Consider the following 24,927-nt stretch of genomic DNA (forward strand, 5'->3'; position numbering starts at 1 on the left):
ATGAGGCGCATGAGGACGGTCGAGGCCCAGCTGCGCCGCGTGCTCGACGCCGCGGTCCGTCCGGCTCCCATCCGGGTCGACATCTCGTCGGCCCAGGGGCTGCTCTGCGCCGAGGAGGTCACGGCCGACCGCGCGCTGCCCGGCTTCGACCAGGCGGCCGTCGACGGGTTCGCCGTGCGCAGCGTCGACGTGCTGGCCGCGGCCGAGGAGCCGGTCGAGCTGCCGGTGGTCGGCGAGGTCGCGGTCGGCTCCCGCCAGGCCCACCGGCTGCAGCCGGGCCAGGCGGTGCGCGTGGCCACCGGCGCGCCGCTGCCGACGCTGGCCGACGCCGTCGCCCCGCACGACCACACCGACGCCGCCGACGACCCGTCGAGCCGCGTGACGGGCCACCGCGCGCGCCTGACCGTCAAGACCCCCGTGCCCTCGGCCGCCTGGGTGCGCCGCGTCGGCGAGGACGTGGCGCCCGGCGACGTGGTCGTGCGCCGGGGCGCGCCGGTCGGGCCCGCGCAGGTCGGGCTGCTGGCCGCGGTGGGACGCACCAAGGTGCTCGTGCACCCGCGCCCGCGCGTGTCGGTGCTGGCCGTCGGCGACGAGCTGGTCGACCTGGACCGCACGCCGGGCACCGGCCAGGTCGTCGACGTCAACTCCTACGCCCTCGCTGCCGCGGCGTCCGACGCCGGCGCCGAGGTCACGCGGCTGGGCATCGCGTCCACCGAGCCGGCGGCGCTGCGCGAGGCGGTGGCGTCCGCGATGGCGCGCTCGGAGATCGTCGTCATCGCGGGCGGGGTCGGCGGGCGGCTGGGGGAGGACGTGCAGGACACCCTGTCCCAGCTCGGGCCCGTCGACGTCTCGCGGGTCGCCATGCACCCCGGCTCGGTGCAGGGCTTCGGGCGCCTCGGCGGCGAGGAGGTCCCGACCTTCCTGCTGCCGGCCAACCCGGTCTCGGCGCTCGTGGTGTTCGAGGTGCTCGTGCGCCCGCTCGTCCGCCTGGCGCTGGGCAAGCAGGACCTGCACCGTCGCGAGGTGACCGCTGCCCTGATCTCGCCGGTCGTCTCGCCCCCCGGGCGCCGCAGCTACGTGCGCGGGCGCCTGTTGCGCGACCGCGCCAGCGGCGAGTACCTCGCCCAGCCGCTGGGCAGCTCCGGCTCGCACCTGCTCTCGTCGCTCGCCGAGGCCAACGCGCTGATCGTCGTCGACGAGGAGACGACCGAGCTCGGCATGGACGCGCCCGTGCGCGTGTCGTTCCTCGCGCCGCGCAGTTGACGGGCCGCTGACGTGGGCCGACCCCCGTGGGGCGGGGCGCGGCCGACCGGCCGCCACCCCGGATGGCCGGCCCGGACCCGGGCCCTGCGCGTCCCGGCCGGTGTCGTCGAGCTGCGCCCGGTGCGGCTGCGCGACGGCGCCGCGTGGTCACGGACGCGGCTGCGCGACGAGGAGCACCTCGCGCCCTGGGAGCCGACGCTGCCGGGGCCGTGGTCGGAGCGCAACGCGCTCGCCGAGTGGCCCGCGCGCTGGAGCGCCCTGCGGTCGATGGGGCGCTCGGGGCAGGCGCTGCCGTTCACGCTGCTCGTCGACGGCGAGTTCGCCGGGCAGGTCGTGATCGGCAACGTCGTGCGCGAGCCGTTGCTCTCGGCCTACGTCGGCTACTGGGTCGGGGCGCACGTCGGCGGGGGCGGTGCGGCCACCGCCGGCGTCGCCCTCGCGGTCGACCACTGCTTCTCCCGCGTCGGGCTGCACCGCATCGAGGCGACGGTGCGCCCGGAGAACGCCCGCAGCCTGCGGGTGCTCGCGAAGCTCGGCTTCCGCGAGGAGGGGCTGCTGCGCCGCTACCTGGAGGTCGACGGCGACTGGCGCGACCACCTCGTCCTCGCCGTCACCGAGGAGGACGTGCTCCCCGACGGCCTGGTCGCGCGGCTCCTGCGGGCCGGTCGGGCCGAGCGCGCGTGACATGACACCCACATGGCCCAGAGGTCGAGCCTGGCGCGCCATCCGGTCGAGTGGTAATCGGCCTAAACCCTGGGGGTCGAGGTTCCCCTACTGGAGGGATCTCGTCACCGCTCGCACACGACACGCCGCTCGGGCTGCGGGGCGCGCGGGACTCGTGTGACTAGCGTGGCGTCTGCGACGAGCCGGGTCCGGGCGTCGCAGTCGTCGGGGCAGGAGGTCTGCGGTGCCGAGTTCGGTCGTCTTCGCCGCCCTGGTCCTGGCGTGGTTGGTCGTGCTCGTCCCCGTCGTCGCGCGCCGTCGCCAGATGGTGCCGCGTCCCGCCGAGGCCGACCTGAGTGCCCGGGTGCTGCCGAGGAGTGCCGGCGTGCCCCTGATCGAGGAGGTCCCCGTGGCCACAGCGCAGACGGACGGACGCGGCGGCGCGCGCGCGGCGGTCGCGGCCGGGGCCGGCGCCACGACGCCGGGCCGGGGCGGCACGGCCCTGGTCGAGCGGGCCGAGCGCCCGGACGAGACCCAGGAGGCCCTCGACGCCGAGCTCGACCTCGACGCCGACCGCGACGACCTGGACCGCGACGAGGACGGGTACGGGGACGACCGGGACGACCGGGCCCTCGACGACGAGCCCACCCGCGAGATCGCGGGCGACGGGCGCGACCGCCCCGCCGGCGGACGCGAGCGCGTGCTGCGCCGCCCCGCGCACGAGGTCGAGGACATCGAGGACCTCGACGACGACGACCTCGACGACGAGTTCGACGACGAGCTGGACGACCTCGACGACCTCGACGACGACGGGTTCGAGCCGCCCGTCGAGCCCGCCCGTGAGCTGCGTCCCTACCGGCCGGGGCGGGGCGGCTTCGACCCCGACGCCGCGGCCGCCGCCGCGCACGCCCGGTACGCGTTCCGGCAGCGTGTCGCCCTCGGCGTGATCGCCGTCGCGATCCTGTCCGCCCTCGCCGCGCTGGTCGTCTCCAGCGCGATGTGGTGGCTGCACGCCGTCGCCGACGTCGCGCTCGTCGGCTACCTCGTCTTTCTGCGCCGCCAGACGCGGATCGAGGAGGAGGTGCGGGTCCGCCGTGCCGCGCGCCTGTCCGGCGAGCGCCGTGCGCTGGAGGCCCGCCGGGAGCGGCAGGCCGAGCACGAGGCGCGGATGGCGTCGTACCGCGACACCGAGTGGATCGACGGCGAGTACGAGGCGCGGGACGACCGCGACGAGGACGTCGAGTACGGCGAGTACGACGACGACGAGCCCGAGCTCGAGGAGCAGGACGCCCCGCGCTGGGCCGCCCCGCGCACGCCGCCGCCGCCGGTGCCCGACGACCTCGAGCTGGTCGACGACACCGACGACGACCCGGCGTTCCACGACCTCGACGGCGAGCGGACCTACGGGTACCGCCGGGCGGCCGGGGCCTGACCGGCTGTCCCACCTGATCCGTCCCACCCGATGTCCGGGGCTGATCCGCGGCGTTGCTAGAGTTGGCGTCGCACCAGGGGCTGTGGCGCAGTTGGTAGCGCGACTCGTTCGCATCGAGTAGGTCAGGGGTTCGATTCCCCTCAGCTCCACCCTTTCTCCGTTCCCGACCCGGCATCACCAGTTCGCCCGCCGGGCGATCTCCTCCAGTGCGCGCGGGTCGGCCGTGGCCTCGCCCGGGTCCTCCGGCCAGGTCTCGATCTGCTCCTCGGCCCAGTCGGCCCAGCGCGCGACCATCGCGTAGAGGTCGGTGAAGAACGCCCCGGCGATCATTCCCTGGGCGGCGCGGTGCTGGTACGGGCCCGCGCCGGCGGCGTAGTCGCGTGCCGCCTCCTCGTTGACGACGTTGCGCTCCGCGGCCCAGGCACGGGCCGCGGCGACGGTGCGCAGGGCGTCCTCCCGCGTGCCGTGCTCGGCGAACCCCAGCTTCACCAGCCCCTCGAACTCCAGCACCGGCCCCTCCCCGGGCTCGGCGAGCCACCGCGCCAGGGCGGCCCGGCCGTCGTCGGTGATCGAGTAGACGGTGCGCGGGCGGCGCCCGACCGTCTCCGTCTCGGCCGCCGCGAAGCCGTGCGCGACCAGCTTCTTCGGTTCCTCGTAGAGCTTGCTGGCCGCCCGCGGCCACATCCGGCCCAGGCTGCGATCCATCTGCCGGGTCAGCTCGTAGGTGCTCCAGGGCTGCACCCCGAGCAGGCCGAGGACGGCGTACGACGTGCTCGACAGGTGTGGGCTTGACATGTACTCCCCAGGGGACGACATTGATACTCCCCAGGAGAGTATCGGAGAATGGCGATGACCACGACCGCGCACGTCGACCCCACCAACCGCGAGCAGGCACAGGCCTGGGACGGGACCGAGGGCGAGTACTGGGCTGCGCACCCCGACCGCTTCGACACCGCGCTCGCCCGCTACCAACCCGCGTTCCACGCGGCGGCCGACATCGGGCCCGGAGACCGGGTGCTCGACGTCGGGTGCGGCACCGGGCTGACCACCCGCACGGCGGCGCGCGCGGCCCCCGGCGGGGAGGCGTGGGGCGTGGACCTCTCCGCACGCATGATCGAGGTCGCCCGGGCCACGGCCGAGGCCGAGGGCGTCACCAACGCCCGCTTCGGCCGGGCCGACGCCCAGGTGCACCCGTTCGTCACCGCGGAGTTCGACGGAGTGATCAGCCGGACGGGCTCGATGTTCTTCGGACGGCCCGACGTCGCGTTCGCCAACCTGGCCCGGGCGCTCCGCCCCGGCGGCCGGCTGACGCTCCTGACGTGGCAGCCCGCGGACCGCAACGAGTGGATCGGGGTGTTCGCCGGGACGCTCGCGGGGCGGGAGCTGCCGCCGTCGCCGCTGGGGTCGCCCGGCCCGTTCTCGCTCAGCGACCCCGATCACGTCCGCGACGTGCTGACCGGGGCCGGGTTCACCGCCGTCGCGCTCGACGGTCTGGCCGAGCCGGAGGTCTACGGGCGCGACGCGGACGACGCGCTGGCGTTCGTGCTCGGCCTGCTCGGGTGGATGGTCGCCGACCTCACGCCGGCCGAGCGCGACCGTCGGGTCGAGGCCCTGCACCGCACGCTGGCGGCCCACGAGGGCCCGGACGGCGTGACGCTGGGGTCCGCGGCCTGGCTGGTCACGGCCCGTCGGGGCTGACCGCCGCGGTCCTCCGGCTCGCCGTGTCGGTGGTGCTGTGGAGGAACACGCTCACCGCCACGACGGCAGCCACAGCTGCGCGTTCCACTGGTCGGCGGTGATCCACGTGCCGACGAGGATCGGCCACAGCCACGCGAAGTTGGCGACGACGAGCCCGGTGTAGATGCCGACGACGAGCGTGCCGGTGCGCCGGCGCTCGAGCCCCTGCTCGCGGCGCCCGAGGAACTCCCCGAGCGCGAGCACCACCGCGAGCACCAGGAACGGCGCCACCGGCGTCATGTAGAAGAAGTACATCTGCCGGTCGAGGTTGGTGAACCACGGCAGGAACCCGGCGCCGTAGCCGACGAGCACCGCGACGTGGCGCCAGTCGAACGTCGTCACCACGCGCCAGATCGACCAGCCGAGGACCGGCAGCGAGACCCACCACAGCGCCGGCGTACCGATGAGCATCACCGCCGACACGCACGACGGCGAGCCGCAGCCGAGCTCGGCGGTGCCCGACTCGTAGTAGTAGAGCATCGGGCGCAGGCCCATCGGCCACGTCCAGGGCTTCGACTCCCACGGGTGCGGCGACCCGCGGGGCGTGTCGAGCGTGGCGTGGAACTCGAGGACCTTGGTGCTGTAGTAGGCGAGGCCGCGCAGCCAGTCGGGCAGGAAGCCCAGCGGCCCGCCGAGCGGCAGCTGCTGGCCAACGGCGTGGCGGTCGGTGCCGGTCTCGCTGGCGATCCAGGGCAGCCAGCTGGCCAGGTAGAACAGGACCGGCACGGCCAGGCACGCCCACAGCGCGGGCGCGACGTCGCGCACCAGCGTCCCGACGAACGGGCGGGCGACGCCGGCCGCGCGCCGGGCCGCGGCGTCGAAGCCGACGAGCAGCAGCCCGAAGAAGACGATGTAGTACAGGCCCGACCACTTGGCGGCCAGCGAGAGGCCCAGGCACGCACCGGCCGCGAGGCGCCACCAGCGCACGCCGAGCCGGGGCCCGTAGAGGGTGTCGGTGATGCGGCCCTCGGCGACGACCCGGGCGAGCCGGGCCCGCACGTCGTCGCGGTCGACGAGCAGCGCCGCGAACGCGAGCAGGACGAACAGCGCCGGGAAGACGTCGATCATGCCGACGCGGGCGGAGACGTGGCTGACCCCGTCGGCGATCAGCAGCACCCCGGCCAGGGCCCCGAGCAGCGTCGACCGGGTCATCCGCCGGGCCACGCGGATGATCACGAGGATGCACAGCGTGCCCGCGAGCGCCGACGCCGCCCGCCAGCCCACCGGGTCGTAGCCGAACACCCACTGGCCGACCGCCATCAGCTGCTTCGACAGCGGCGGGTGGACGACCAGCTCGTAGCCGGGGTTGTCCTCGTACCCGCCGTTGCGCAGGACCTGCCAGGCCTGCGGCACGTAGTGCTTCTCGTCGAAGATCGGCGTGCCCTGGTCGGTGGGCCACCCGAGGTCCCAGAACCGGACGACCCCGCCCACGAGGGTGAGGACGAGCGTCACGACCCAGCCGCGGACGCGGTCGACGGGCATCGGCCGCCCGAGCAGCTGGGCGACGGCCGGGGCGTCCTGGGGCGCCGGGCGCGCGTGCCCGGTCGGGGCGGGGCGCGCGATGGTGGCCGTCACGGGCACCGATCGTATGGTCTCGGGCGTGCGTGCGGGTTCGGACGGGGTGCTCCTGCTGGGTGGTGTCCCGCTCGGCGATCCCGCCGACGCCTCCGCCCGGCTGCGCGACGCCCTCGCCACCGCCGACGTCGTCGCCACCGAGGACACCCGCCGGCTCGGGCGGCTGGCGTCCGACCTGGGCGTGCGCGTCGCCGGGCGTGTCGTCACGTTCCGGGAGGACAACGAGGTCGCGCGCACCCCCGGCCTCGTCGACGACGTGCGCGGCGGCGCCACCGTCCTGCTCGTCACCGACGGCGGCATGCCGAGCGTGTCCGACCCCGGCTACCGGGCCGTCGCGGCCTGCCTCGAGGCCGGCCTGCCGGTGCGCTGCCTGCCCGGCCCGTCGGCGGTGCTCATGGCGCTCGCGGTGTCCGGGCTGCCCACCGACCGCTTCTGCTTCGAGGGGTTCGCGCCGCGGGCGGACGGGAAGCGCCGCGCCTGGTTCGGTGAGCTCGCCCGCGAACCCCGCACGGTCGTGTTCTTCGAGTCACCGCGGCGGCTGGCCGACCTGCTCGGGGTCGCCGTCACGGAGCTGGGCGGCGAGCGCCGGGGCGCGATCTGCCGCGAGCTGACCAAGACCCACGAGGAGGTCGTGCGGGGCCCGCTCGCCGAGCTCGCGGCGTGGGCGCGCGAGCGCGAGGTCCGTGGCGAGATCACGGTGGTGCTCGGTCCGGCGGTGCTCGCGGCTCCCGAGCCCGAGGACCTGGCGGCGGAGGTCCTCGGGCTCGTCGGACAGGGCCGCAAGCTGCGCGACGCGGCCCGCGAGGTGGGCGAGGCCCACGGCGTCTCCACGAAGGCGCTCTACGACGCCGCCCTCCGTGAGCGAAATTCCCGCCCATAGCCGGGAATTTCACTCACATGGGGTCAGGGGACCAGGACGAGCTTGCCCGCCACACGGCCGTGCTGGTTGTCGTCCTGCGCCGTCCCGGCCTCGTCGAGCGGGTAGGTGACGACGGTGGTGGTGCGGAACCGGCCGTCGGCGAGGCGCACCACGGCGTCGGCCAGCCAGCGGCGTTCGTCCTGCGGGTCGCCGCCCGAGCTGAACGTCACCCCGAGCTCCTGGGCGCCCGGGTAGTCCGCGATGGTGACAACCGTGTCCGGGGAACCGGTCAGCTCCACGAGGTCGCGCAGCGCGCCCTTTCCGGCCGTCTCGAGCGCGACGTCGACGCCCTGCGGCGCGAGGGCGCGCACGCGCTCGACCAGCCCGTCCCCGTAGACCACGGGCGTCGCACCGAGCGCGCGGACGTCGTCCTGGTGCTTCTCGCTCGCGGTGCCGATCACGGTCGCCCCGCGCGCCACGGCGAGCTGGACGGCGTAGACGCCGACGGCACCGGACGCCCCGTCGACCACCAGCGTCGTGCCGGTGTGGTCGCCCTCGCCGAGGCCCAGGAGGTCGAGCACCCGATAGGCGGTCGTGGCCCCCACCGGCACGGAGGACGCCTGCTCGAACGCCAGCGCGGCGGGCTTGCGGACCAGGCGCACGGCGTCGGCGACGATCTTCTCGGCGTACGAGCCGTTCGCGCCCTTCCCGAGCACCTCGTCACCGACGGCCAGGTCGGCGACGCCCGGGCCGACCGCCTCGACGACGCCGGCCACGTCGTAGCCCGGCACCGTGGGCTCCGGCGGCGCGTCGGTGCCCGCCATGGCGCCGGTGCGCAGCTTCCAGTCCAGGGGGTTCACCGCCGCGGCGCGGACGGCGAGGAGCACCTGGCCGTCGCCGGGGACGGGGTCCTCGCGCTCGACGACCTCGAGGACCTCGGGTCCTCCGAAGCGGCGGTACTGCACGGCTCGCGATGTCATGCCCCGCGCAACGTCCCCAGGCGGCCGCGCATGCCCGAGATCCGCGTTCGTGGAGCGAACGCTCCGCTCAGCGGAACGTCCGCTCCACGAAGCAGGATCTTGCCCGCAGCGTCTCCCGCAACCGCGCCAGGAAGACGCCGGCCTGCCGGCGCAGCTCGTACCAGTGCGTCCGCAGGACGACCCACCCGGCAGCCACGAGCGCCGACTGTCGCGGGCCGTCGCGCAGGAAGGCGCGCAGATCACGGTGGTACGCCCACCCGTCGACCTCGACGATCACCTTCTCCGCCTCGAACACGACGTCGCCGACAGCGCGTCCGTAGCCCGGCAGGACCACCTCGCTGTTGGCGGACCATCCGACGAGGCCCCCCGCGTACATCTCCGCGTGGAGCGTCCGCTCCGCCCACGACGCGGCGCCGCCGGCCGCGAGCGCGATGAGCTCGCCGCCGATGGTGGTCCCGTGGCGGCCCGCCGTCCTCGTGTGCGTCTCGCGGAGCTTGTCGACGGTGACCATCTCCTTCTGCAGCGCCCGGTCGGCCACCTCCGCCCCGGCGTCGAGCCCGAGGACCGCCGCGGCGTCGAGCACCGTGAGGGCCCGGGCGGTCACGGCGAGCCCGGACACCCGGACCCGGTCGACCGACGCGATGGCGCGGCGGACGACGTCGACCTCGTCCCGCGGTCGCGGGCGTCGCTCCGGCGGCACGGCCGCACGGGTCCTGGCCGGCGCGGTGTCGAGGAGGCCCCACCACCAGGCCGCCGAGTCACCGACGAGCGTCGCATCCGGGCCCAGGGACATCAGGGCGGCGACGGCGCGCGATAGCGGGGTCTTCGCGTGCTCGGCCACCTGATAGGTCCGGGGTCCGACCGGGAACCACGCCTTCTCCTTGACCTTGCGGGCCACGGACTGCCTCGTGTAGCCGGCTTCCACCGCCTGCTCGAGGCTCAGCACCCCGTGCTGACGACGAATCCGGCGTCGGAACTCTGTGCGCTGCGCATCGGTGGTCATGTCGGGTTCGACGCAGCGGCCGGCCCCGCGGATCCATCGCTGTTCCGGGCAAGATCCGGGTTCGTGGAGCGGACGCTCCGCTCAGCGGAGCGCGCGCTCCGGAATCCGAGATCTTGCTAGGCCCGCTCCACGGCGCGGAGCGCCACCGTCGCGCCCAGCTCCCACGCCGCCTCGCGCTCGGCCGCCCCGAGCGCACCGGTGACCTCGCAGACCTCCGCGGCCTGCTCCCAGCCCAGCGCCCCGGTGATCTTCAGGACGTCGCGGACCGCGCCCGCCGTGTCGGAGCCGCCGTGCACGTAGAGGCCGAACGGCCGCCCGGCGGTCTGGTCGAGGCACGGGTAGTACGCCTGGTCGAAGAAGTGCTTGAGCGCCCCGGACATGGTGCCGATGTTCGCCGGCGTGCCGAGGACGATGCCGTCGCACGCCAGCGCGTCGGCCGCGCCCGCGACGAGCGCCGGGCGGCTGACCACCTCGACGTCACCGTCGATCTCGTCGGTGCCTGCCCCCTCGAGCACCGCCGCGAGCAGCTCGTGCAGCGTCGGCGACGGCGTGTGGTGCACCACGAGCAGCCGGGTCACGGGGCGGGCGTCTCCAGGGCGGCGCGGACGAGCCGGTGCAGCAGCTCGCCGGTGCGCGCCGCCGCGGCGTGCACGGCGTCGATCACCGCGAGGTGGTCGATCGCGTCGTCGGTCGTGCCCGCCGCGGGGTTGCTGACCAGCGCCACCGCGGCCACCCGCGCCCCGGCCGCGCGGGCGGCGATCGTCTCGAGCACGGTCGACATGCCCACGAGGTCGGCGCCGAGCGCGCGCAGCATCCGGATCTCGGCGGGCGTCTCGAAGTGCGGTCCGCGCAGCCCGGCGTAGACGCCCTCCGCCAGCTCGGGGTCGATCTCGCGGGCGAGCGCGCGCAGGTCCGGGTCGTAGGCGTCGGTGAGGTCGACGAACGCGGGTCCGAGGAGCGGGGACGTCGCGGTCAGGTTGAGGTGGTCGGCGACCAGCACCGCCTGCCCCACCCCGTACGACGGGTCGATCCCACCGGCCGCGTTGGTCAGCACGACGGTGCGGGCGCCGGCGGCGCACGCGGTGCGCACCGGGTGCACGACCTGCTCCGGGCCGTGGCCCTCGTAGAGGTGGGTGCGGCCCAGCAGGATGAGCACGCGGTGCCCCGCGACGTCCACCGAGCGCGCCACCCCCGCGTGGTCGGGGGCGCCGGGCGGGGTGAAGCCGGGCAGCTCGGAGAACGGCAGCTCGACGACGGGCGGGCCGAACGCGTCCGCCGCCGGGCGCCAGCCGGACCCGAGCACGACGGCGACGTCGTGGGTCAGCGCACCGGTGCGCTTCGCCAGCTCGGCGGCCGCCTCCTCCGGCGTCGGCGGGAGGGGCAGGGGCGGCTCGGTGGTCGTCACCGCGGGGCCGCCTCGGGCGGCGGGACGGCGAAGCTGTCGGCGACCGCGCGGAACTGGTCGGGCGCGCCCACGGGGTCGGCGCTCGGCGCGGTCAGCCGGACCACCCACAGGTCGTTGCCCGAGGGCACCAGGCGCGCCCACGTCGTCCGGTCGTCCGGCCCCGAGGTGGTGCGGTAAACCGTCTGCTGCGGCGCCTCGGCGCCCGGGGCGGCCGCGCCGACCGTCTCCACCGGCCCGACGCTGCTGCCGTCCACGCCGAGGTTCGCGGCGCGACCGAGCAGGGCGACGTAGTCCGCCGCGGTCTGCGACGGGTAGAAGTCCGCGACCCGGTCGACGCGCAGCTCGCGGGTCGCGTCCGGCGACACGAAGCGCACCGTGATGTCCCCGCCGGCCTGCTCGAGACGGAACTGCTGCCAGCCCGCCGGGACGAGCGCGCTGAAGCCGAGCCCGGTGCCGCTGTAGCGCTCGTCGGAGTCGGCGTGCGCGATGAGCACCGTGCCCGCCACCTCCGGCCCGGACGGCGTGAGCGTCGTCGTCGTGGCGCCCTGGCCCGCCAGCGAGCGGGTGAGGGCGTAGGCCCCGACGGCGCCGATCGCCGCCATGAGCACCAGCAGCGCCACGACCGCGGCCACGACCCACGGCGAGCGCTTCGGTGCCGGCGGACGCGGTGTCGGCGCGAATGGCAAGGGGCCGGGGTCCGGCGCCAGCGGCTGGCCGGGCCCGCCCGTCGTGCCGGGGCCGGGTGCACCGGGACGCGGCGGTGCGGGGCGCCACCCGGGCGCCGGCGCCCCGCCCGGCGGCGTCCAGCGCGCGCCGGTCGGCGGGCCGGTGCGGGGCGGGGGCGGTGGGCGCCGCACGGTGCGCGTGACGTCCTCCGACGCCGACACCCGCGGCCCGACCATGGTCGTCTCCGCGTCCGACGGGGGCGGCTCGCGCGGCGGTGGGGTGGTGGACGGCGGGGTGGTGGACGGTGACGAGGAGCCGATCGCTGTGCGGCCGTTGCCGGTGCCGTTCGCCGCGGAGCCGGACCCGCCGGTGTCCGGGGTGTCCGAGGCGGCGTTCTCCGGGGCGGGCTTGCCCTTGGCGGGCTTGTCCTTGGCGGGCTTGTCCTGGGCGCCCTTGCCCGAGGCGGGCTCGTCGGTGTCGCGCTCGTCGGCGCCGGGTGCGTCGCTCTCGGCGGCGGCGTCCTCGTCGCCGGTATCGGGGGTGTCAGGAGTGTCGGAGGTGCCGCCGGCCGGCTCGGGACCGTCGACCGCGTCCGCGACGGACTCGCCGCCGCCGGCCTCGTCGGTGCCGGCCTCGTCGGTCCCGGGCTCCTCCACGGCCGGGTCGGCCTCCTCGGCCGGCTCCTCGTCGGCGACCTCCTCGCCCGCGAGCTGCTCCGGCTGCTCGGCGTCGGGCTTCCCGGGTGCCGCCGCGACGTCGCTCTCGCCGGTCTCCGGCGCGGGGGCGGCGTCCTCCGCGGGCGTCCCTGCGACCTCGGACGCGACCGCGGGCTCGTCGGTGCCGTCCTCGTCAGACGCGGTGTCCGGCGCCGCCCCGCCCTCGGCCTCCGGCTCGGCGTCGGCGTCCTCGGCCGCCTCCACCGCGGCGGGCTGCTCCCCGGCCGACGGGGCGGCGGACTCCGGGGACTCCGCGGCTTCCGCGGCCTCCGGCTCCCCACCGTCGCGGGTCTCGCCGTCCGGGTCGGCCGAGTCGTCCTCCTCGGCCTTCCCGGGCGCGTCCTTCCCGGGCTCGGCCTTCTCTGGCTCGTCCTTCGCCGCGGCCGCACCGACCACCGCCGCTGCCGCCACCGCGGCACCGGCCGCGACCTCGCCGCTCGGGGCGTCGTCACCGGCCTCCGGCGCCGCGGGCTTCTCCGCCGCGGGCGCCTCGACCTCGGCCGCCGGCTCCTTCCCGGGGGACTGCGCCGGCGTCTCCGGCCCGGTGCGCGGGCCGGGCGAGGGGCGCGGGCGCGGCGCGGGCGGCTGCTCCGGGGTGGCCGGCGTGGCCGGCGTGGCAGGGGTGCCGTCGGCGAGGGTGCCCGTCGGGCCCCGGGAGGACGACGACGAGGACGCCGGGATGAGCCCCGCGGCGTCGCTGGCCGGGCCGGGGCGGGGCACGCGGAACGCCGCGGTGCGCGGCGCCGAGGACGTCGCGAGGACCGGGCCCTCGGGGTCGGACAGCAGCGGGCGCAGCCGGCGACGCACGGCGGCCAGCGGCATGCGCAGCGCCGGGTCCTTCACCATGAGGCCGCGGATCACGTCGACGACCGGGCCGCGCCCGGCGGGCACCGGCACCTCGCCGTGCACGACCTCGGTGACCGTGCCGACGGGGTCGCCGGCGTCGTAGGGCGGCCGACCCTCGAGGCAGGCGAACAGCGTGGCGCCGAGCCCCCAGAGGTCGGCGGCAGGCCCGACGGCGCGGCCCATCGCCACCTCGGGCGCGATGTAGGGCGGCGAGCCGAGCACCGTGCCGGTCTGGGTCATCGACTGCTCGGCGGCGTTGCGGGCGATGCCGAAGTCGGTGAGCTTGATCTGCCCGTTCTCGCCGATGAGGACGTTGCCGGGCTTCACGTCGCGGTGGGTGATGCCGGCGCGGTGGGCCGTGGTCAGCGCGGACGCGACGGCGGACCCGATCTCGGCGGCCTCGGGCTGGGTCAGCCGCCCGCGCTCGCCGATGTAGCTCGCGAGGCTGCGCGACGGCAGCAGCTCCATGACGACGTAGGGCTCGGAGGCGACCTCGACGACGTCGTAGAGGGTGACGACGTTCGGGTGGCTGAGCATCGCCGTCGCCCGCGCCTCGCGCAGCGTGCGCTCGCGGACGATGGCCCGCTCGTTCACCGGCACCGACGAGAGACGGACCTCCTTCACCGCGACCGAGCGGTGCAGGACCTCGTCGTACGCCGACCACACCGTGCCCATGGCGCCGCGACCGAGCTCGTGCTCGAGGCGGTAGCGACCGACGATCCGGCGGGGGCCGGCGGCGTCGGTGGGTGCGGGGCTCACCCGACCATCATGGCAACGCCGACCGTTGGGCGGGTCGCCCCCGGGGTACCCGGTGTCCCATGAGGTGCGCCGGACGGCCGACGGACGCCGAGCAGCGGGCCGTCACGCCGGTGACCTGCACGGACCGTCCGCTCGTCGGTCCGGCCGGTGACGCAGGTCGCCGTTGACAGCGCGATCGCGACGCCTCGGCGCCGAGCCGCCGCGATCGCCCGCAACCGCCGTCCGGCGCAGGCATGCTGGTCCGGACAGTCGGGCTCGCCACGGGTTCGACACGGGAGGTGTGTTCGATGACTCTGGCGGAGCCTCGCCCTGCGTCGGCCCCGGTGGTCGACCTCGGCGCCGGCAACGGCCCGGAGTGGATCGACGGGTGGCTCGCCGCCCACGCCGACGACGTCGTCGGCTGGCGACGCACGCTGCACGCCCGGCCGGAGCTGGCCCGCCGCGAGTTCGAGACGACGCGGATGTGCGCCGAAGTCCTGCGGGCTGCGGGCCTGGAGCCCCGCCTGCTGCCCGGCACCGGCCTGATCTGCGACATCGGCGAGGGGCCGCGCACCGTCGCGCTGCGGGCCGACCTCGACGCGCTGCCGCTGACCGAGCAGACCGACGCCTCCTACGCGTCCCGCGTGCCCGGTGTCGCGCACATGTGCGGTCACGACGCCCACACGGCGATGCTGCTGGGCGCGGGCCTGGCGCTCGCGTCGGCGCCGTCGCTGCCCGGCCGGGTGCGGCTGATCTTCCAGCCGGCCGAGGAGGTGCAGCCCGGCGGCGCGCTCGACGTCATCGCCGCCGACGGGCTCGAGGGTGTCGACCGCATCTTCGCGCTGCACTGCGACCCGCGGCTCGAGGTCGGCAAGGTCGGTACGCGCACCGGGGCCATCACCTCGGCGTGCGACATGCTCGAGCTGCGCCTCACCTCGCCCGGCGGCCACACCTCGCGCCCGCACCTCACGGCCGACCTCGTGCACGCCCTCGGCACCGTGATCACGGGCCTGCCCGACCTGCTGTCCCGCCGGGTCGACCCGCGCTCGGGCACCGTGCTCGTCTGGGGCACGGTGCAGGCCGGTCACGCCGCGAACGCCGTCCCCCAGCAGGGCATGCTCGCCGGCACGCTGCGCACGGCCGAGCACGCGACGTGGAACGAGCTCGAGCCGCTGGTGCGCTCGCTGGTCACCGCGCTGCTCGCGCCCACCGGCGTCGGCTACGTGCTCGAGCACCGCCGGGGCGTCCCGCCGGTGGTCAACGACGCCGTGTCGGCCGACCTCCTGGCCTGCGCCTCCGAGCGTGCGGGCGGCCCGGCGGCCGCGGTGGGCACCGAGCAGTCCAGCGGCGGCGAGGACTTCGGCTGGTACCTCGAGCACGTGCCCGGCGCCATGGGCCGTCTCGGTGTCTGGTCGGGGGTCGGGCCCATGTCCGACATCCACCAGCCCACCTTCGACCTCGACGAGCGTGCCCTGCCCGTCGGCGTGCGGACGCTGGTGCACGCGGCGCTGGCCGCGCTCGGCGGCTGAACCGCGCCGAACCGGCCCGAACCCGGCCAGAAGCAATCCTCGTCGCACGCCGTCGGACCCGTCGGGCACGATGGCGGCCGTGAGCGATGCGACGGTGACCGCCACGGACGTCCCGACCCCGGTCGAGGGCAGTCTGCCCACCCCTGTCCTGCCCCCGGTCACGCGTCGCATCGCCGACGAGCTCGCCGTCGGCGAGGGCCGGGTGAGCGCCGCGGTCGAGCTGCTCGACGGCGGGGCGACGGTCCCGTTCGTCGCGCGCTACCGCAAAGAGGCCACGGGCGGGCTCGACGACGCCCAGCTGCGCACGCTCGAGGAGCGCCTCACCTACCTGCGCGAGCTCGAGGAGCGCCGCGCGGCGGTGCTCGAGTCGGTGCGTTCCCAGGGCAAGCTCGACGGCGACCTCGGAGCGCGCATCCTCGGCGCGGAGACCAAGAGCCGCCTCGAGGACGTCTACCTGCCCTACAAGCCCAAGCGGCGCACCAAGGCGGCGATCGCCCGCGAGGCCGGGCTGGAGCCGCTGGCCGACGCGCTCGTCACCGACCCGACGCACATCCCGCGCACCGCCGCGGGCGCGTACGTCGACCCGGACAAGGGCGTGCCCGACCGTGACGCCGCGCTCGAGGGCGCGCGCGCGATCCTCGTGGAGCGCTGGGCGGAGGACGCCGATCTCGTCGGCGAGCTGCGCGAGCAGATGTGGCGCCGCGGCCGTCTGACGGCGACCTACCGCGACGGACGGGGCGGCGAGGGCGACACCGCGGCGGCGAAGTTCTCCGACTACGGGGCGTTCGACGAGAAGTTCACCCGCCTGCCGTCGCACCGGATCCTCGCCGTGCTGCGCGGCGAGACCGAGGAGGTCCTCGCCCTCACGCTCGACCCGCTGGCCGCCGACGACGACGAGTCCGCGATCAACGAGGTCTACCTCGCGCGCATCGCGAGCGCGGTGGGCGTGGCCGACCGCGGTCGCCCCGCGGACCGCTGGCTGGGCGAGGCCGTGCGCTGGGCCTGGCGCACGCGCATCCTGTCCCGCCTGATCGTCGACCTGCGGGTGCGCCTGCGCGAGGTCGCCGAGGAGGGCGCGGTGCTGGTGTTCGCGGGCAACCTGCGCGACCTGCTGCTCGCCGCCCCCGCGGGCGCCCGCCCGACCATGGGGCTCGACCCGGGCCTGCGCACCGGCGTGAAGGTCGCGGTGATCGACGGCACCGGGAAGGTCGTCGCCACCGACACGATCCACCCGCACGTGCCGCGCCGGCAGTGGGAGGCCTCGCGCACCCGTCTCGGCGAGCTGGCCCGCGAGCACGGCGTCGAGCTCGTCGCCATCGGCAACGGCACGGCCTCCCGCGAGACCCACGCCCTGGTGCGCGACCTCATCGCCCGCGAGCCCGAGCTGGGGCTGACCGCCGCGGTCGTCTCCGAGGCGGGCGCGTCGGTGTACTCGGCGTCCGAGCAGGCCTCGGCCGAGCTGCCCGAGCTCGACGTGTCCCTGCGCGGCGCGGTGTCGATCGCCCGGCGCCTGCAGGACCCGCTGGCCGAGCTCGTCAAGATCGACCCCAAGTCGATCGGCGTCGGCCAGTACCAGCACGACATCGCCGGCACGGCCCTGTCGCGCTCGCTCGACGCCGTGGTCGAGGACTGTGTGAACGCCGTCGGCGTCGACGTCAACACCGCGTCGGCGCCGCTGCTGCGACGGGTGTCGGGCATCAGCGCCGGCCTCGCCACCACGATCGTCGGCTACCGCGACGAGCACGGGCCGTTCGCCTCGCGCACCGCGCTGCGCGAGGTGCCGCGTCTGGGGGCCAAGGCGTTCGAGCAGAGCGCGGGCTTCCTGCGCATCCCCGGCGCCGACGACCCGCTCGACCGCTCGGCGGTGCACCCGGAGTCCTACCCGGTGGTGCACCGGATCGTGGCGGCCACGGGGGACGACGTCGACGCGCTGGTCGGCAACAGCACCGTGCTGGCCGGGCTCACCGCCGACGACTTCACCGACGAGCGCTTCGGGCGCCCGACGGTGCTCGACATCATCGCCGAGCTCGACAAGCCCGGCCGCGACCCGCGCCCGGAGTTCACCACCGCCGAGTTCGCCGAGGGCGTCGAGCAGATCACCGACCTGACGCCGGGGATGGTCCTCGAGGGCCAGGTCACCAACGTCGCCGCGTTCGGCGCGTTCGTCGACGTCGGCGTGCACCAGGACGGTCTCGTGCACATCTCGGCGATGTCCAAGGACTTCGTCTCCGACCCCCGCGCGGTGGTCGGGCCGGGCGACGTCGTGCGGGTGCGGGTGCTCGACGTCGACGTCGAGCGCAAGCGGATCTCGCTGACGCTGCGGCTCGACGAGGAGACCGCTCCTGGCGGCGGCGACGGTGCGCGCCCCGAGGGCGGGCGGTCCGAGGGTGGACGAGCCGGCGGGCGCGGCGGCCGCAGCCGGGGCGGCCGGGGCCGCGGCGGGCGGCAGGGCACGCCGGGGGAGACCCCGGCGACCGGAGCGACCGAGGCGGTGGCCACGTCGAGCGCGCCGGCCGCCACGCCGCCGGAGGCGCCGGCGGAGACCGGCGAGCGCCAGGGCGGGCGCGGTGGCCGTGGCGGCCGGGGCGGACGCGGTCGTCCCGGCGAGGGCCAGGGCCAGCGCGGCGGGGCTCCGCGCGGCGAGGGCCGTGGTGGCGGTGAGGGCCGTGGCGGCGGTGAGGGCCGTGGCGGCGGTCGTGGCGGACGTCCGCAGGACGGGGGCGAGCGCCAGGGCGGCGGTCGCAGCCAGGACAAGCGCAGTCAGGACAAGCGCAGCCAGGACAAGCGGGGCCAAGGCGGTCAGGGTGGTCAGGGCGGGCGCCCGCAGGGCAACCGCGACCGGCGTCCGGCGCCCACCAACGACGCCATGGCCGAGGCCCTGCGCCGCGCGGGCTACAAGAGCTGAGCTCTCCGGATGGCGACCCGTGTCCCGAGGACACGGGTCGTCTCCCGCGTCCTCAGAGCTCCGAGCCCGGCCCCGGGCCCACCGAGCGGCAGGGCCGCTCGCGCAGCGCCTGCACGTAGTCGTCGGGGGCCCCGGCGGCCTCGGCGGCGTCGGAGAGCACCCCGATGTAGCGCGCCGACGGCAGGCCGCCCTCGTAGGCGTCGAGCACGTAGACCCACGCGAGCTGCGGCCCGTCCATCGTCTGGATGCGCAGGCGGAGCTTCTTGTGCATCCCCAGCTCGCCGCCCTCCCAGCGGTCGAGCTGGTCGACGTCGAGCGGGCTGACGTCGTAGAGCACGACGAACACCCGCGACGACGGGTCCTCGACGACCGTCGACAGGGCGCCCTCGAGGCCGAAGTCCTCGCCCCCGAAGGTCAGGCGCCAGCCCTCGAGCCAGCCCGTGCCCGACATGGGCGAGTGGGGCGCCCGTTGCATCATCTGCGCGGGCTCCATGTTGGATCCGTACGCGGCGTAGAGCGGCACGGCGGACAGGGTAGCCAGGACGGGCGCGCCTCGGCCCCGACCGGGCCCGGCGGTCCGGACACGATCGGCCGGAACACGACCGGCGCGCGGTCGTCATCCCCGTCGTGGACGATGTCGGGTGACGAAACAGGAGGGAACCACCACCATGACCCGCATCGTCATCCTCGGCGGAGGACCGGCGGGGTACGAGGCGGCGCTCGTCGCCGCCCAGCACGAGGCCGACGTCACGGTCGTCGAGCAGGACAGCCTCGGCGGCAACTGCGTGGCCTACGACTGCGTGCCGTCGAAGACCTTCATCGCCTCGGCGGGGGTGCGGGCCGGGTTCCGCCGCACCGCCGAGATGGGGGTGGACGTCGACGACCCGCGGGTCGACCTGCCGCGCGTGAACAGCCGGGTGCGGGGCCTGGCGCTCGCCCAGTCCGCGGACGTCCACTCGACGCTGCAGGCCGCGGGCGTGCGGGTGATCCAGGCGCGGGCCTGGTTCGAGGAGAGCGACCGCACCAGCGCGACCCACGACGTCTGCATCGCGCACCCGGACGGTGCGACCGAGACGATCACGGCGGACGTCGCCCTCATCGCCACCGGCGCCTCCCCGCGCGTGCTGCCCGACGCCCAGCCCGACGGCAAGCGGATCCTCACCTGGCGCCAGATCTACGACCTGGACACGCTGCCGGAGCACCTCGTGGTCGTCGGGTCCGGTGTCACCGGCGCCGAGTTCGTGTCCGCCTACGCCGAGCTGGGCGTCCCCGTGACGCTGATCTCCAGCCGCGACCGGGTGCTCCCGCACGAGGACCCCGACGCCGCCGGCACGCTCGAGGAGGTCTTCACCGAGCGCGGGGTGCGCATCGAGCCCCGCTCCCGCGCGGACAAGGTCGTCGCCACGGCCGACGGGGTGCGGGTCACGCTCACCGACGGCCGCGAGGTCGAGGGCTCGCACGCCCTGATGACGGTGGGCTCGGTGCCCAACACCGACGACATCGGCGCCGCCAACATCGGCCTCACGCTGCAGGACAGCGGCCACATCACCGTCGACCGCGTCTCGCGCACCGACGTGCCCGGCGTCTACGCGGCCGGTGACTGCACGGGGCTGCTCCCGCTGGCCTCGGTCGCGGCGATGCAGGGCCGGATCGCGATGTGGCACGCGCTCGGCGAGGGCGTCGCGCCGCTGCGGCTCAAGACCGTCGCGTCGGCGGTGTTCACCCGCCCCGAGGTGGCGACGGTGGGCATCAGCCACGCCCAGGTCGAGAGCGGCGAGTTCTCGGCCCGCGAGGTGATCATGCCGCTGGGCACCAACCCCCGCGCCAAGATGTCCGGGCTGCACGAGGGCTTCGTCAAGATCTTCTGTCGGCCGGCCACCGGCGTCGTGATCGGCGGCGTCGTCGTGGCCCCGGTGGCCAGCGAGCTGATCCTCCCGCTGGCCATGGCGGTGCAGAACAACCTCACCGTCGGCGACCTCGCCCACACGTTCTCGATCTACCCGTCCCTGTCCGGGTCGGTGACCGAGGCGGGGCGCCGGTTGATGCAGCACGACGACCTGGACTGATCACGCCCGCTGGACGCGATCGCGCAGCGCCCGGCGGCTCCGCAGCCCGAGCTTCCCGTAGACGTTGCGCAGGTGGTACTCGACGGTCTTGGTCGAGACGAACAGCTCCGCAGCGATCTCGGGGTTCGTCCACCCCCGCCCGACGAGGGTGGTGACCTCCCGCTCGCGGTCGGTGAGGCCGTCCGCCCAGCGCTGCTGCACCGCGACGGCGACGTCGACGGCGTCGGGCGGGCCGTCGAGGTCGGCCAGGCAGCGCTCGAGGAACGGGCGCGCCCCGAGCCTGCTGTAGACGTCGGCGGCGGCGTACAGCGCCGCGCGGCCGGCGGCGCGCTCGCCGGCCCGCAGCAGCACCGCGCCGTAGGTGTGCCGGAGCCGGGTCCGGTACCACCCGGGCTCGCCGCCGTCGGCGGGCAGCGCCAGCCCGGCCTCGAGCGCCCGCCGGGCGCCGGCGAGGTCACCGAGCTCGGCGGCCAGCCGCCCGCCCAGCCAGGCCCGCGCCACGGGGAGGCAGGCACCGGCGGACGCCACGCGCTCGAGCGCGGTGAGCGTGCGGGCGGCGTCCTCGAGGTGGCCTGTGTCGAGCTGGCTCTCCGCGAGGCTCGGCAGCCACCACCCCGCGTACAGCCGCGCCCGGTCGGGCTCCAGCACCTCGGGGGTCAGGGAGCCGAGGGCGCCCACGACGTCCCCGGCGCGCCCCTCGGCCTGCGCGATCGCCGCCCGGGCCAGCGTGAGGTGCACCCGGGGCCCCAGGAAGTCGGCGGGCGCAGCCAGGTCGGTGGCGCGGCGCAGATCGGTACCGGCGGCGTCCAGCTCGCCGCGCCCGGCGTGCAGGATCGCCGACAGCGACCAGAGCGCGGCGTGGTCGACGCTGCGGCCGTGGCGGGTGACGGCCTCGACCGCGCCTTCGAGCTCGCGACGAGCGGCGTCCCACTCGCCGAGCAGGTAGTCGCACCAGATCAGGTGGACCTGCGCGGACACCCCGAGCAGGTGGGCGAGCGGGGTGTGCCGGCGCCGGGCGACGACCGTGAGGTCCGCGCACGCGGGCTCCAGCCGGCCGAGCAGGCCCCGCAGGACGCCGCGGTAGGTGACCGCGGCGAGCTCGTAGGGCGTGGCCTGCGCGGGGGCCGCCGGCAGGAACGCGAGGTGCTCGAGGGCGGCGGCGGGGCCGTCGGTGAACGCGGTCCCGGCGGCGAGGAAGGCGTCGGCGACCGCGACCAGCCGGTGCCCCGCGGGCACCTGGCCGCGCGCGTCGAGGGCGGCGGCCTGCGCGGGTCCGCCGGCGCCGAGCTGGCAGTGGACGAAGGCCAGCTCGAGGTCGAGGCGGGCGATCGTCTCGGGCGGGTCGTCGCCGTCGAGGCCGGCCCGCGCGGTGATGAGCAGGTCGCGGGCGGCGGTGACCTCGTCACGCGCGAAGGCCAGCAGCCCGAGCAGTTCCGAGCGGCCGGGGCTGTCGGGGAGGGCCTCGATCTCGGCCGCGTGCTGCAGCGCGTGACCCTCGCGGGACGCGTGCACGAGCAGCCGGACGCCCTCGGTGAGGTGCTCGGCGCGGACGTCCTCGTCGGTACTGCGGGCCGCGGCCCACAACAGGTACTCGGCCGCCGCGACGAGCCCGCCGCGCGCGAACTCCTCCGCCGCCGCCCGCGCCAGGTCGTCGGCGAGGGCGGCGTCGGGGCCGTCGGTGCTCCCGACGAGGTGGCGCCAGCGCGCGGCGCCGACGGTGTGGTCGGCGGCGCGGCGGTGCAGGGCACGACGGCGGGCGGCCGGCACGCTCCCGTACACGGCGTCGCGGACCAGCGCCGACCGGTAGGCGAGGATCTCGTCGGTCTCGTCGACCTGCGCCTCGAGCAGGCCCTCCCGCACGAGCGGCGCGCAGTCCTCGGCGACGGTGTCGCGCCCGGTGAGCGCGCGCAGGACCCGCACCGGGGTCGGTCCGCCCATCACCGCGAGCGCCTCGAGCGCCTCCCGCGGGGCGTCCGCGAGCCGGGCCAGCCGCCGGCGCAGGGTGCCGGCCAGCGAGCCCGGCGGGCGCGGCCGGCCGAGCCGGTAGCGCCCCGCGAGGTCGGTGTCGGCCAGCACCGCCCGCAGGTACATCGGGTTGCCGTCGGTCTCCTCGTGCAGGCGCCGCGCGGTCCAGGGCGTGACGTCCGGGTCGACCTCCCGGGCCAGGTCGGCGACGTCGTCGACCGTGAGCCCGGGCAGGGTCATCCGCACCGTGTCCTCCGGCCAGTCGTCCCCGGGCGGCGGCTCGAGCCAGTCGTCGGGGCGGTCGTGGCCGACCAGCACCGCCAGCACCCGCAGCGGGTGGAGGCGGCGCACCAGGCGGCGCAGGCTCGCGAGCGACTCCGGGTCGGCACGCTGCAGATCGTCGACCACGAGCAGGACGGGCCGGTGGTCGTCGAGGGCGTCCAGGCTGGTGAGCAGCGCCGACACGTCGGGCGGCGGCGCGTCGTCCTGCGGCGTGGGCCCGGCCGCGCCGTCGGCCGCGCGCGCGGCGGCGAGACAGCGTTCCAGCAGCGCCCCGGGGCGGCTGACCCCGACGTCCGGAGCCACGGCCCGGACCACCGCCATCTCCCCGGCGACCCGGGCGCGCAGCCGGTCGACCAGCTCGGACTTGCCGATCCCCGGCGGTCCGATGATCAGGACGGGCGGCGGCGTCCCGACGCGGGCCCGGTCGACGAGCTCCAGCAGCCGGGCGAGCTCGGCCGCCCGCCCGACGCCGTCGGAACCGCGACGCACGAGGGCCTCCGCCACGCGCCCCACCCCCCGGACATCGGCCCGCACACCCGCGCCACGACTAGGGATTCTGCCTGGGGCGAGCCCCGGGGGAAGGCGCCGATAGTGGAGGACGTCGCCCGAGCGGCCGCCGACGACAGCTCGTCCCGCCCTGACCCCCCTGGGGCGGGAACGCGGAGGTCGGACCGGCACCGACGCGGGCGCCGGCGCGGTGTGCCCGCGTCGGCGCCCGTGCGCCGGGACCGGCCGCTCGGGCGACGCTCTCCCGAGGGCGTCCCGCCGAGCCCGCTACGCCCAGTCGAACGTGCGGGTGACGGCCTTCTTCCACTCCGCGTAGGTCTCGTCGCGGAGCTTCTCGTCCATGTTCGGCGACCAGACCTTGTCCTGGGCCCAGTTGTCGCGGATGTCCTGCTCGGAGTCCCAGAACCCGACCGCGAGCCCCGCGGCGTAGGCGGCACCGAGCGCGGTGGTCTCCGCGACGACGGGGCGGACGACGTCCACGCCGAGCAGGTCGGCCTGGAACTGCATGAGGACCTCGTTGCCGACCATCCCGCCGTCGACCTTGAGCGCGGTCAGCGGCACGCCCGAGTCGGCGTTCATGGCGTCGATGACCTCGCGGGTCTGGAACGCCGTGGCCTCGAGCACCGCGCGGGCGATGTGGCCCTTGTTGACGTAGCGCGTCAGCCCGACGATCACGCCGCGGGCGTCGGCGCGCCAGTACGGGGCGAACAGGCCCGAGAAGGCGGGCACGATGTAGGCCCCGCCGTTGTCCTCGACGCCCTTCGCGAGGGTCTCGACCTCCGGGGCCGACGAGATCAGCCCGAGGTTGTCGCGCAGCCACTGCACGAGCGATCCGGTGACCGCGATCGAGCCCTCGAGCGCGTACACCTGCGGCGCGTCACCGATCTTGTAGCAGACGGTGGTGAGCAGGCCGTTCTTCGACTCGACCTTCTCCGTGCCCGTGTTGAGCAGCACGAAGTTGCCGGTGCCGTAAGTGTTCTTGGCCTCTCCGGGGCTCAGGCAGGCCTGGCCGAACGTCGCGGCCTGCTGGTCGCCGAGGATGCCGGCCACCGGCACGTCGGAGAACGTGCCCCGGGCGCGGATCGGCCCGTAGTTCTCCGACGACGACCGGATCTCCGGCAGCATCGCCATCGGGACACCGATCTCCTCGCAGAGCTGCGGGTCCCACTCGAGGGTGTCGATGTTCATCAGCAGGGTGCGCGACGCGTTGGTCGGGTCGGTGACGTGCAGGCCGCCCTCGTTGCCGCCGGTGGCGTTCCAGAGCACCCAGGTGTCCATCGTCCCGAACGCGAGCTCGCCGCGCTCGGCCCGCTCGCGGGCGCCCTCGACGTTGTCGAGGATCCAGCGGGCCTTGGGGCCGGCGAAGTACGTGGCCAGCGGGAGGCCGGTCTTCGCGCGGTAGCGCTCGGCGCCGCCGCCGAGCGCGCCGAGCTCGTCGCAGATCGCCTGGGTGCGGGTGTCCTGCCAGACGATCGCGTTGTGGATCGGCTCGCCGGTCGCCTTGTCCCAGATGACCGTGGTCTCGCGCTGGTTGGTGATGCCGACCGCCGCGACCTGGTCGGCGTTGATGTCGGCCCGGGCCAGCGCGCCGCCGCAGACCTGGCGTGTGTTGCCCCAGATCTCCGCGGCGTTGTGCTCGACCCACCCGGCCCGCGGGAAGATCTGCTCGTGCTCGAGCTGGTCGACCGCGACCACGCGGCCCGAGTGATCGAAGATCATGCACCGGGTCGACGTGGTGCCCTGGTCGATCGCGGCGACGTACTGCGTCATGCCTGTACTCCTGGCGATGT

The 24,927-nt window shown here is 75.8% G+C and carries 18 protein-coding genes and 1 tRNA gene; 9 read left to right on the forward strand and 10 right to left on the reverse strand.

Features of this window, described 5'->3' with window-relative positions:
• Positions 1-9 precede the first annotated feature (9 nt).
• The 4 genes from glp to WCD41_RS02490 all read left to right on the forward strand — a co-directional run bounded on the left by glp (position 10) and on the right by WCD41_RS02490 (position 3,507).
• Positions 10-1,263: a molybdotransferase-like divisome protein Glp gene (gene glp / locus WCD41_RS02475; RefSeq protein ID WP_337711793.1), complete on the forward strand. Its 1,254-nt coding sequence runs from the start codon at positions 10-12 to the stop codon at positions 1,261-1,263.
• 12 nt (positions 1,264-1,275) lie between these two features.
• Positions 1,276-1,947 carry a GNAT family N-acetyltransferase gene (locus tag WCD41_RS02480; protein WP_337711794.1) on the forward strand — a complete coding sequence of 224 codons (672 nt, stop codon included), beginning with the start codon at positions 1,276-1,278 and terminating at the stop codon, positions 1,945-1,947.
• 223 nt (positions 1,948-2,170) lie between these two features.
• The gene (gene sepX, locus WCD41_RS02485; RefSeq protein WP_337711795.1) at positions 2,171-3,358 is read left to right on the forward strand and encodes a divisome protein SepX/GlpR; all 1,188 of its coding nucleotides are present in this window, start codon (positions 2,171-2,173) and stop codon (positions 3,356-3,358) included.
• A gap of 76 nt (positions 3,359-3,434) precedes the next feature.
• A tRNA-Ala gene (locus WCD41_RS02490) sits at positions 3,435-3,507 on the forward strand.
• A 25-nt stretch (positions 3,508-3,532) separates the two neighbouring features.
• Here the strand turns inward: WCD41_RS02490 and WCD41_RS02495 are convergent.
• The gene (locus tag WCD41_RS02495) at positions 3,533-4,153 is read right to left on the reverse strand and encodes a PadR family transcriptional regulator (protein WP_337711796.1); all 621 of its coding nucleotides are present in this window, start codon (positions 4,151-4,153) and stop codon (positions 3,533-3,535) included.
• A gap of 54 nt (positions 4,154-4,207) precedes the next feature.
• Between WCD41_RS02495 and WCD41_RS02500 the strand changes: the two genes are divergently transcribed.
• Positions 4,208-5,056, forward strand: a complete 849-nt coding sequence (locus WCD41_RS02500) for a class I SAM-dependent methyltransferase (protein ID WP_337711797.1) — start codon at positions 4,208-4,210, stop codon at positions 5,054-5,056.
• Positions 5,057-5,107: 51 nt separating this feature from the next.
• Here the strand turns inward: WCD41_RS02500 and WCD41_RS02505 are convergent, their stop codons facing one another.
• The gene (locus WCD41_RS02505; RefSeq protein ID WP_373695061.1) at positions 5,108-6,670 is read right to left on the reverse strand and encodes a dolichyl-phosphate-mannose--protein mannosyltransferase; all 1,563 of its coding nucleotides are present in this window, start codon (positions 6,668-6,670) and stop codon (positions 5,108-5,110) included.
• Between the two features lie 13 nt (positions 6,671-6,683).
• Between WCD41_RS02505 and rsmI the strand changes: the two genes are divergently transcribed.
• Entirely contained in the window at positions 6,684-7,550 is an 867-nt protein-coding gene (rsmI, locus tag WCD41_RS02510; protein WP_337711798.1) for a 16S rRNA (cytidine(1402)-2'-O)-methyltransferase, read from the forward strand.
• Positions 7,551-7,573: 23 nt separating this feature from the next.
• Here the strand turns inward: rsmI and WCD41_RS02515 are convergent, their stop codons facing one another.
• The 5 genes from WCD41_RS02515 to WCD41_RS31085 all read right to left on the reverse strand — a co-directional run bounded on the left by WCD41_RS02515 (position 7,574) and on the right by WCD41_RS31085 (position 13,904).
• Positions 7,574-8,509, reverse strand: coding sequence for an NADP-dependent oxidoreductase (locus WCD41_RS02515; protein WP_337711799.1), 936 nt, complete (start codon positions 8,507-8,509; stop codon positions 7,574-7,576).
• A gap of 67 nt (positions 8,510-8,576) precedes the next feature.
• A complete protein-coding gene (locus WCD41_RS02520) occupies positions 8,577-9,512 on the reverse strand; it encodes a DUF559 domain-containing protein (RefSeq protein WP_337711800.1) in 936 nt (311 codons plus the stop codon).
• A 116-nt stretch (positions 9,513-9,628) separates the two neighbouring features.
• Positions 9,629-10,090, reverse strand: a complete 462-nt coding sequence (locus WCD41_RS02525; protein ID WP_337711801.1) for a flavodoxin family protein — start codon at positions 10,088-10,090, stop codon at positions 9,629-9,631.
• Positions 10,087-10,917, reverse strand: a complete 831-nt coding sequence (locus WCD41_RS02530; protein WP_337711802.1) for a purine-nucleoside phosphorylase — start codon at positions 10,915-10,917, stop codon at positions 10,087-10,089. Before WCD41_RS02530 ends, WCD41_RS02525 begins: the two co-directional genes overlap by 4 nt.
• On the reverse strand, positions 10,914-13,904 hold the full coding sequence (locus WCD41_RS31085; protein ID WP_373695062.1) for a serine/threonine-protein kinase: 2,991 nt from the start codon (positions 13,902-13,904) through the stop codon (positions 10,914-10,916). The genes WCD41_RS02530 and WCD41_RS31085 overlap by 4 nt, the downstream gene beginning before the upstream one ends.
• A gap of 287 nt (positions 13,905-14,191) precedes the next feature.
• On the opposite strand from WCD41_RS31085, the gene WCD41_RS02540 reads away from it, so the two are divergent.
• Positions 14,192-15,412: an amidohydrolase gene (locus WCD41_RS02540; protein ID WP_337711803.1), complete on the forward strand. Its 1,221-nt coding sequence runs from the start codon at positions 14,192-14,194 to the stop codon at positions 15,410-15,412.
• A gap of 133 nt (positions 15,413-15,545) precedes the next feature.
• A complete protein-coding gene (locus WCD41_RS02545; protein WP_444876295.1) occupies positions 15,546-18,317 on the forward strand; it encodes a Tex family protein in 2,772 nt (923 codons plus the stop codon).
• A 52-nt stretch (positions 18,318-18,369) separates the two neighbouring features.
• On the opposite strand, the gene WCD41_RS02550 is transcribed toward WCD41_RS02545, so the two are convergent.
• Positions 18,370-18,840, reverse strand: coding sequence for a gamma-glutamylcyclotransferase family protein (locus tag WCD41_RS02550; RefSeq protein WP_337705225.1), 471 nt, complete (start codon positions 18,838-18,840; stop codon positions 18,370-18,372).
• Between the two features lie 145 nt (positions 18,841-18,985).
• On the opposite strand from WCD41_RS02550, the gene WCD41_RS02555 reads away from it, so the two are divergent.
• Positions 18,986-20,383, forward strand: coding sequence for an NAD(P)H-quinone dehydrogenase (locus tag WCD41_RS02555; protein ID WP_337711804.1), 1,398 nt, complete (start codon positions 18,986-18,988; stop codon positions 20,381-20,383).
• On the opposite strand, the gene WCD41_RS02560 is transcribed toward WCD41_RS02555, so the two are convergent.
• Together WCD41_RS02560 and glpK are read right to left on the reverse strand one after the other, a co-directional pair.
• Positions 20,384-23,134, reverse strand: a complete 2,751-nt coding sequence (locus WCD41_RS02560; RefSeq protein WP_337711805.1) for a helix-turn-helix transcriptional regulator — start codon at positions 23,132-23,134, stop codon at positions 20,384-20,386. It lies immediately after the preceding gene.
• 270 nt (positions 23,135-23,404) lie between these two features.
• A complete protein-coding gene (glpK, locus tag WCD41_RS02565; RefSeq protein WP_337711806.1) occupies positions 23,405-24,907 on the reverse strand; it encodes a glycerol kinase GlpK in 1,503 nt (500 codons plus the stop codon).
• Positions 24,908-24,927 lie beyond the last annotated feature (20 nt).

It is taken from the genome of Actinomycetospora aeridis, assembly GCF_037400275.1.
Lineage (GTDB): Bacteria > Actinomycetota > Actinomycetes > Mycobacteriales > Pseudonocardiaceae > Actinomycetospora > Actinomycetospora aeridis.

What these genes read in the sequence shown, in the direction of transcription:
- rsmI (WP_337711798.1), top strand. Translation starts at nt 6,684, where the DNA reads ATGGTCTCGGGCGTGCGTGCGGGTTCGGACGGGGTGCTCCTGCTGGGT.
- WCD41_RS02500 (WP_337711797.1), top strand. Translation starts at nt 4,208, where the DNA reads ATGACCACGACCGCGCACGTCGACCCCACCAACCGCGAGCAGGCACAG.
- WCD41_RS02520 (WP_337711800.1), bottom strand. Translation starts at nt 9,512, where the DNA reads ATGACCACCGATGCGCAGCGCACAGAGTTCCGACGCCGGATTCGTCGT.
- WCD41_RS02555 (WP_337711804.1), top strand. Translation starts at nt 18,986, where the DNA reads ATGACCCGCATCGTCATCCTCGGCGGAGGACCGGCGGGGTACGAGGCG.
- WCD41_RS02515 (WP_337711799.1), bottom strand. Translation starts at nt 8,509, where the DNA reads ATGACATCGCGAGCCGTGCAGTACCGCCGCTTCGGAGGACCCGAGGTC.
- WCD41_RS02540 (WP_337711803.1), top strand. Translation starts at nt 14,192, where the DNA reads ATGACTCTGGCGGAGCCTCGCCCTGCGTCGGCCCCGGTGGTCGACCTC.
- glpK (WP_337711806.1), bottom strand. Translation starts at nt 24,907, where the DNA reads ATGACGCAGTACGTCGCCGCGATCGACCAGGGCACCACGTCGACCCGG.
- WCD41_RS02495 (WP_337711796.1), bottom strand. Translation starts at nt 4,153, where the DNA reads ATGTCAAGCCCACACCTGTCGAGCACGTCGTACGCCGTCCTCGGCCTG.
- glp (WP_337711793.1), top strand. Translation starts at nt 10, where the DNA reads ATGAGGACGGTCGAGGCCCAGCTGCGCCGCGTGCTCGACGCCGCGGTC.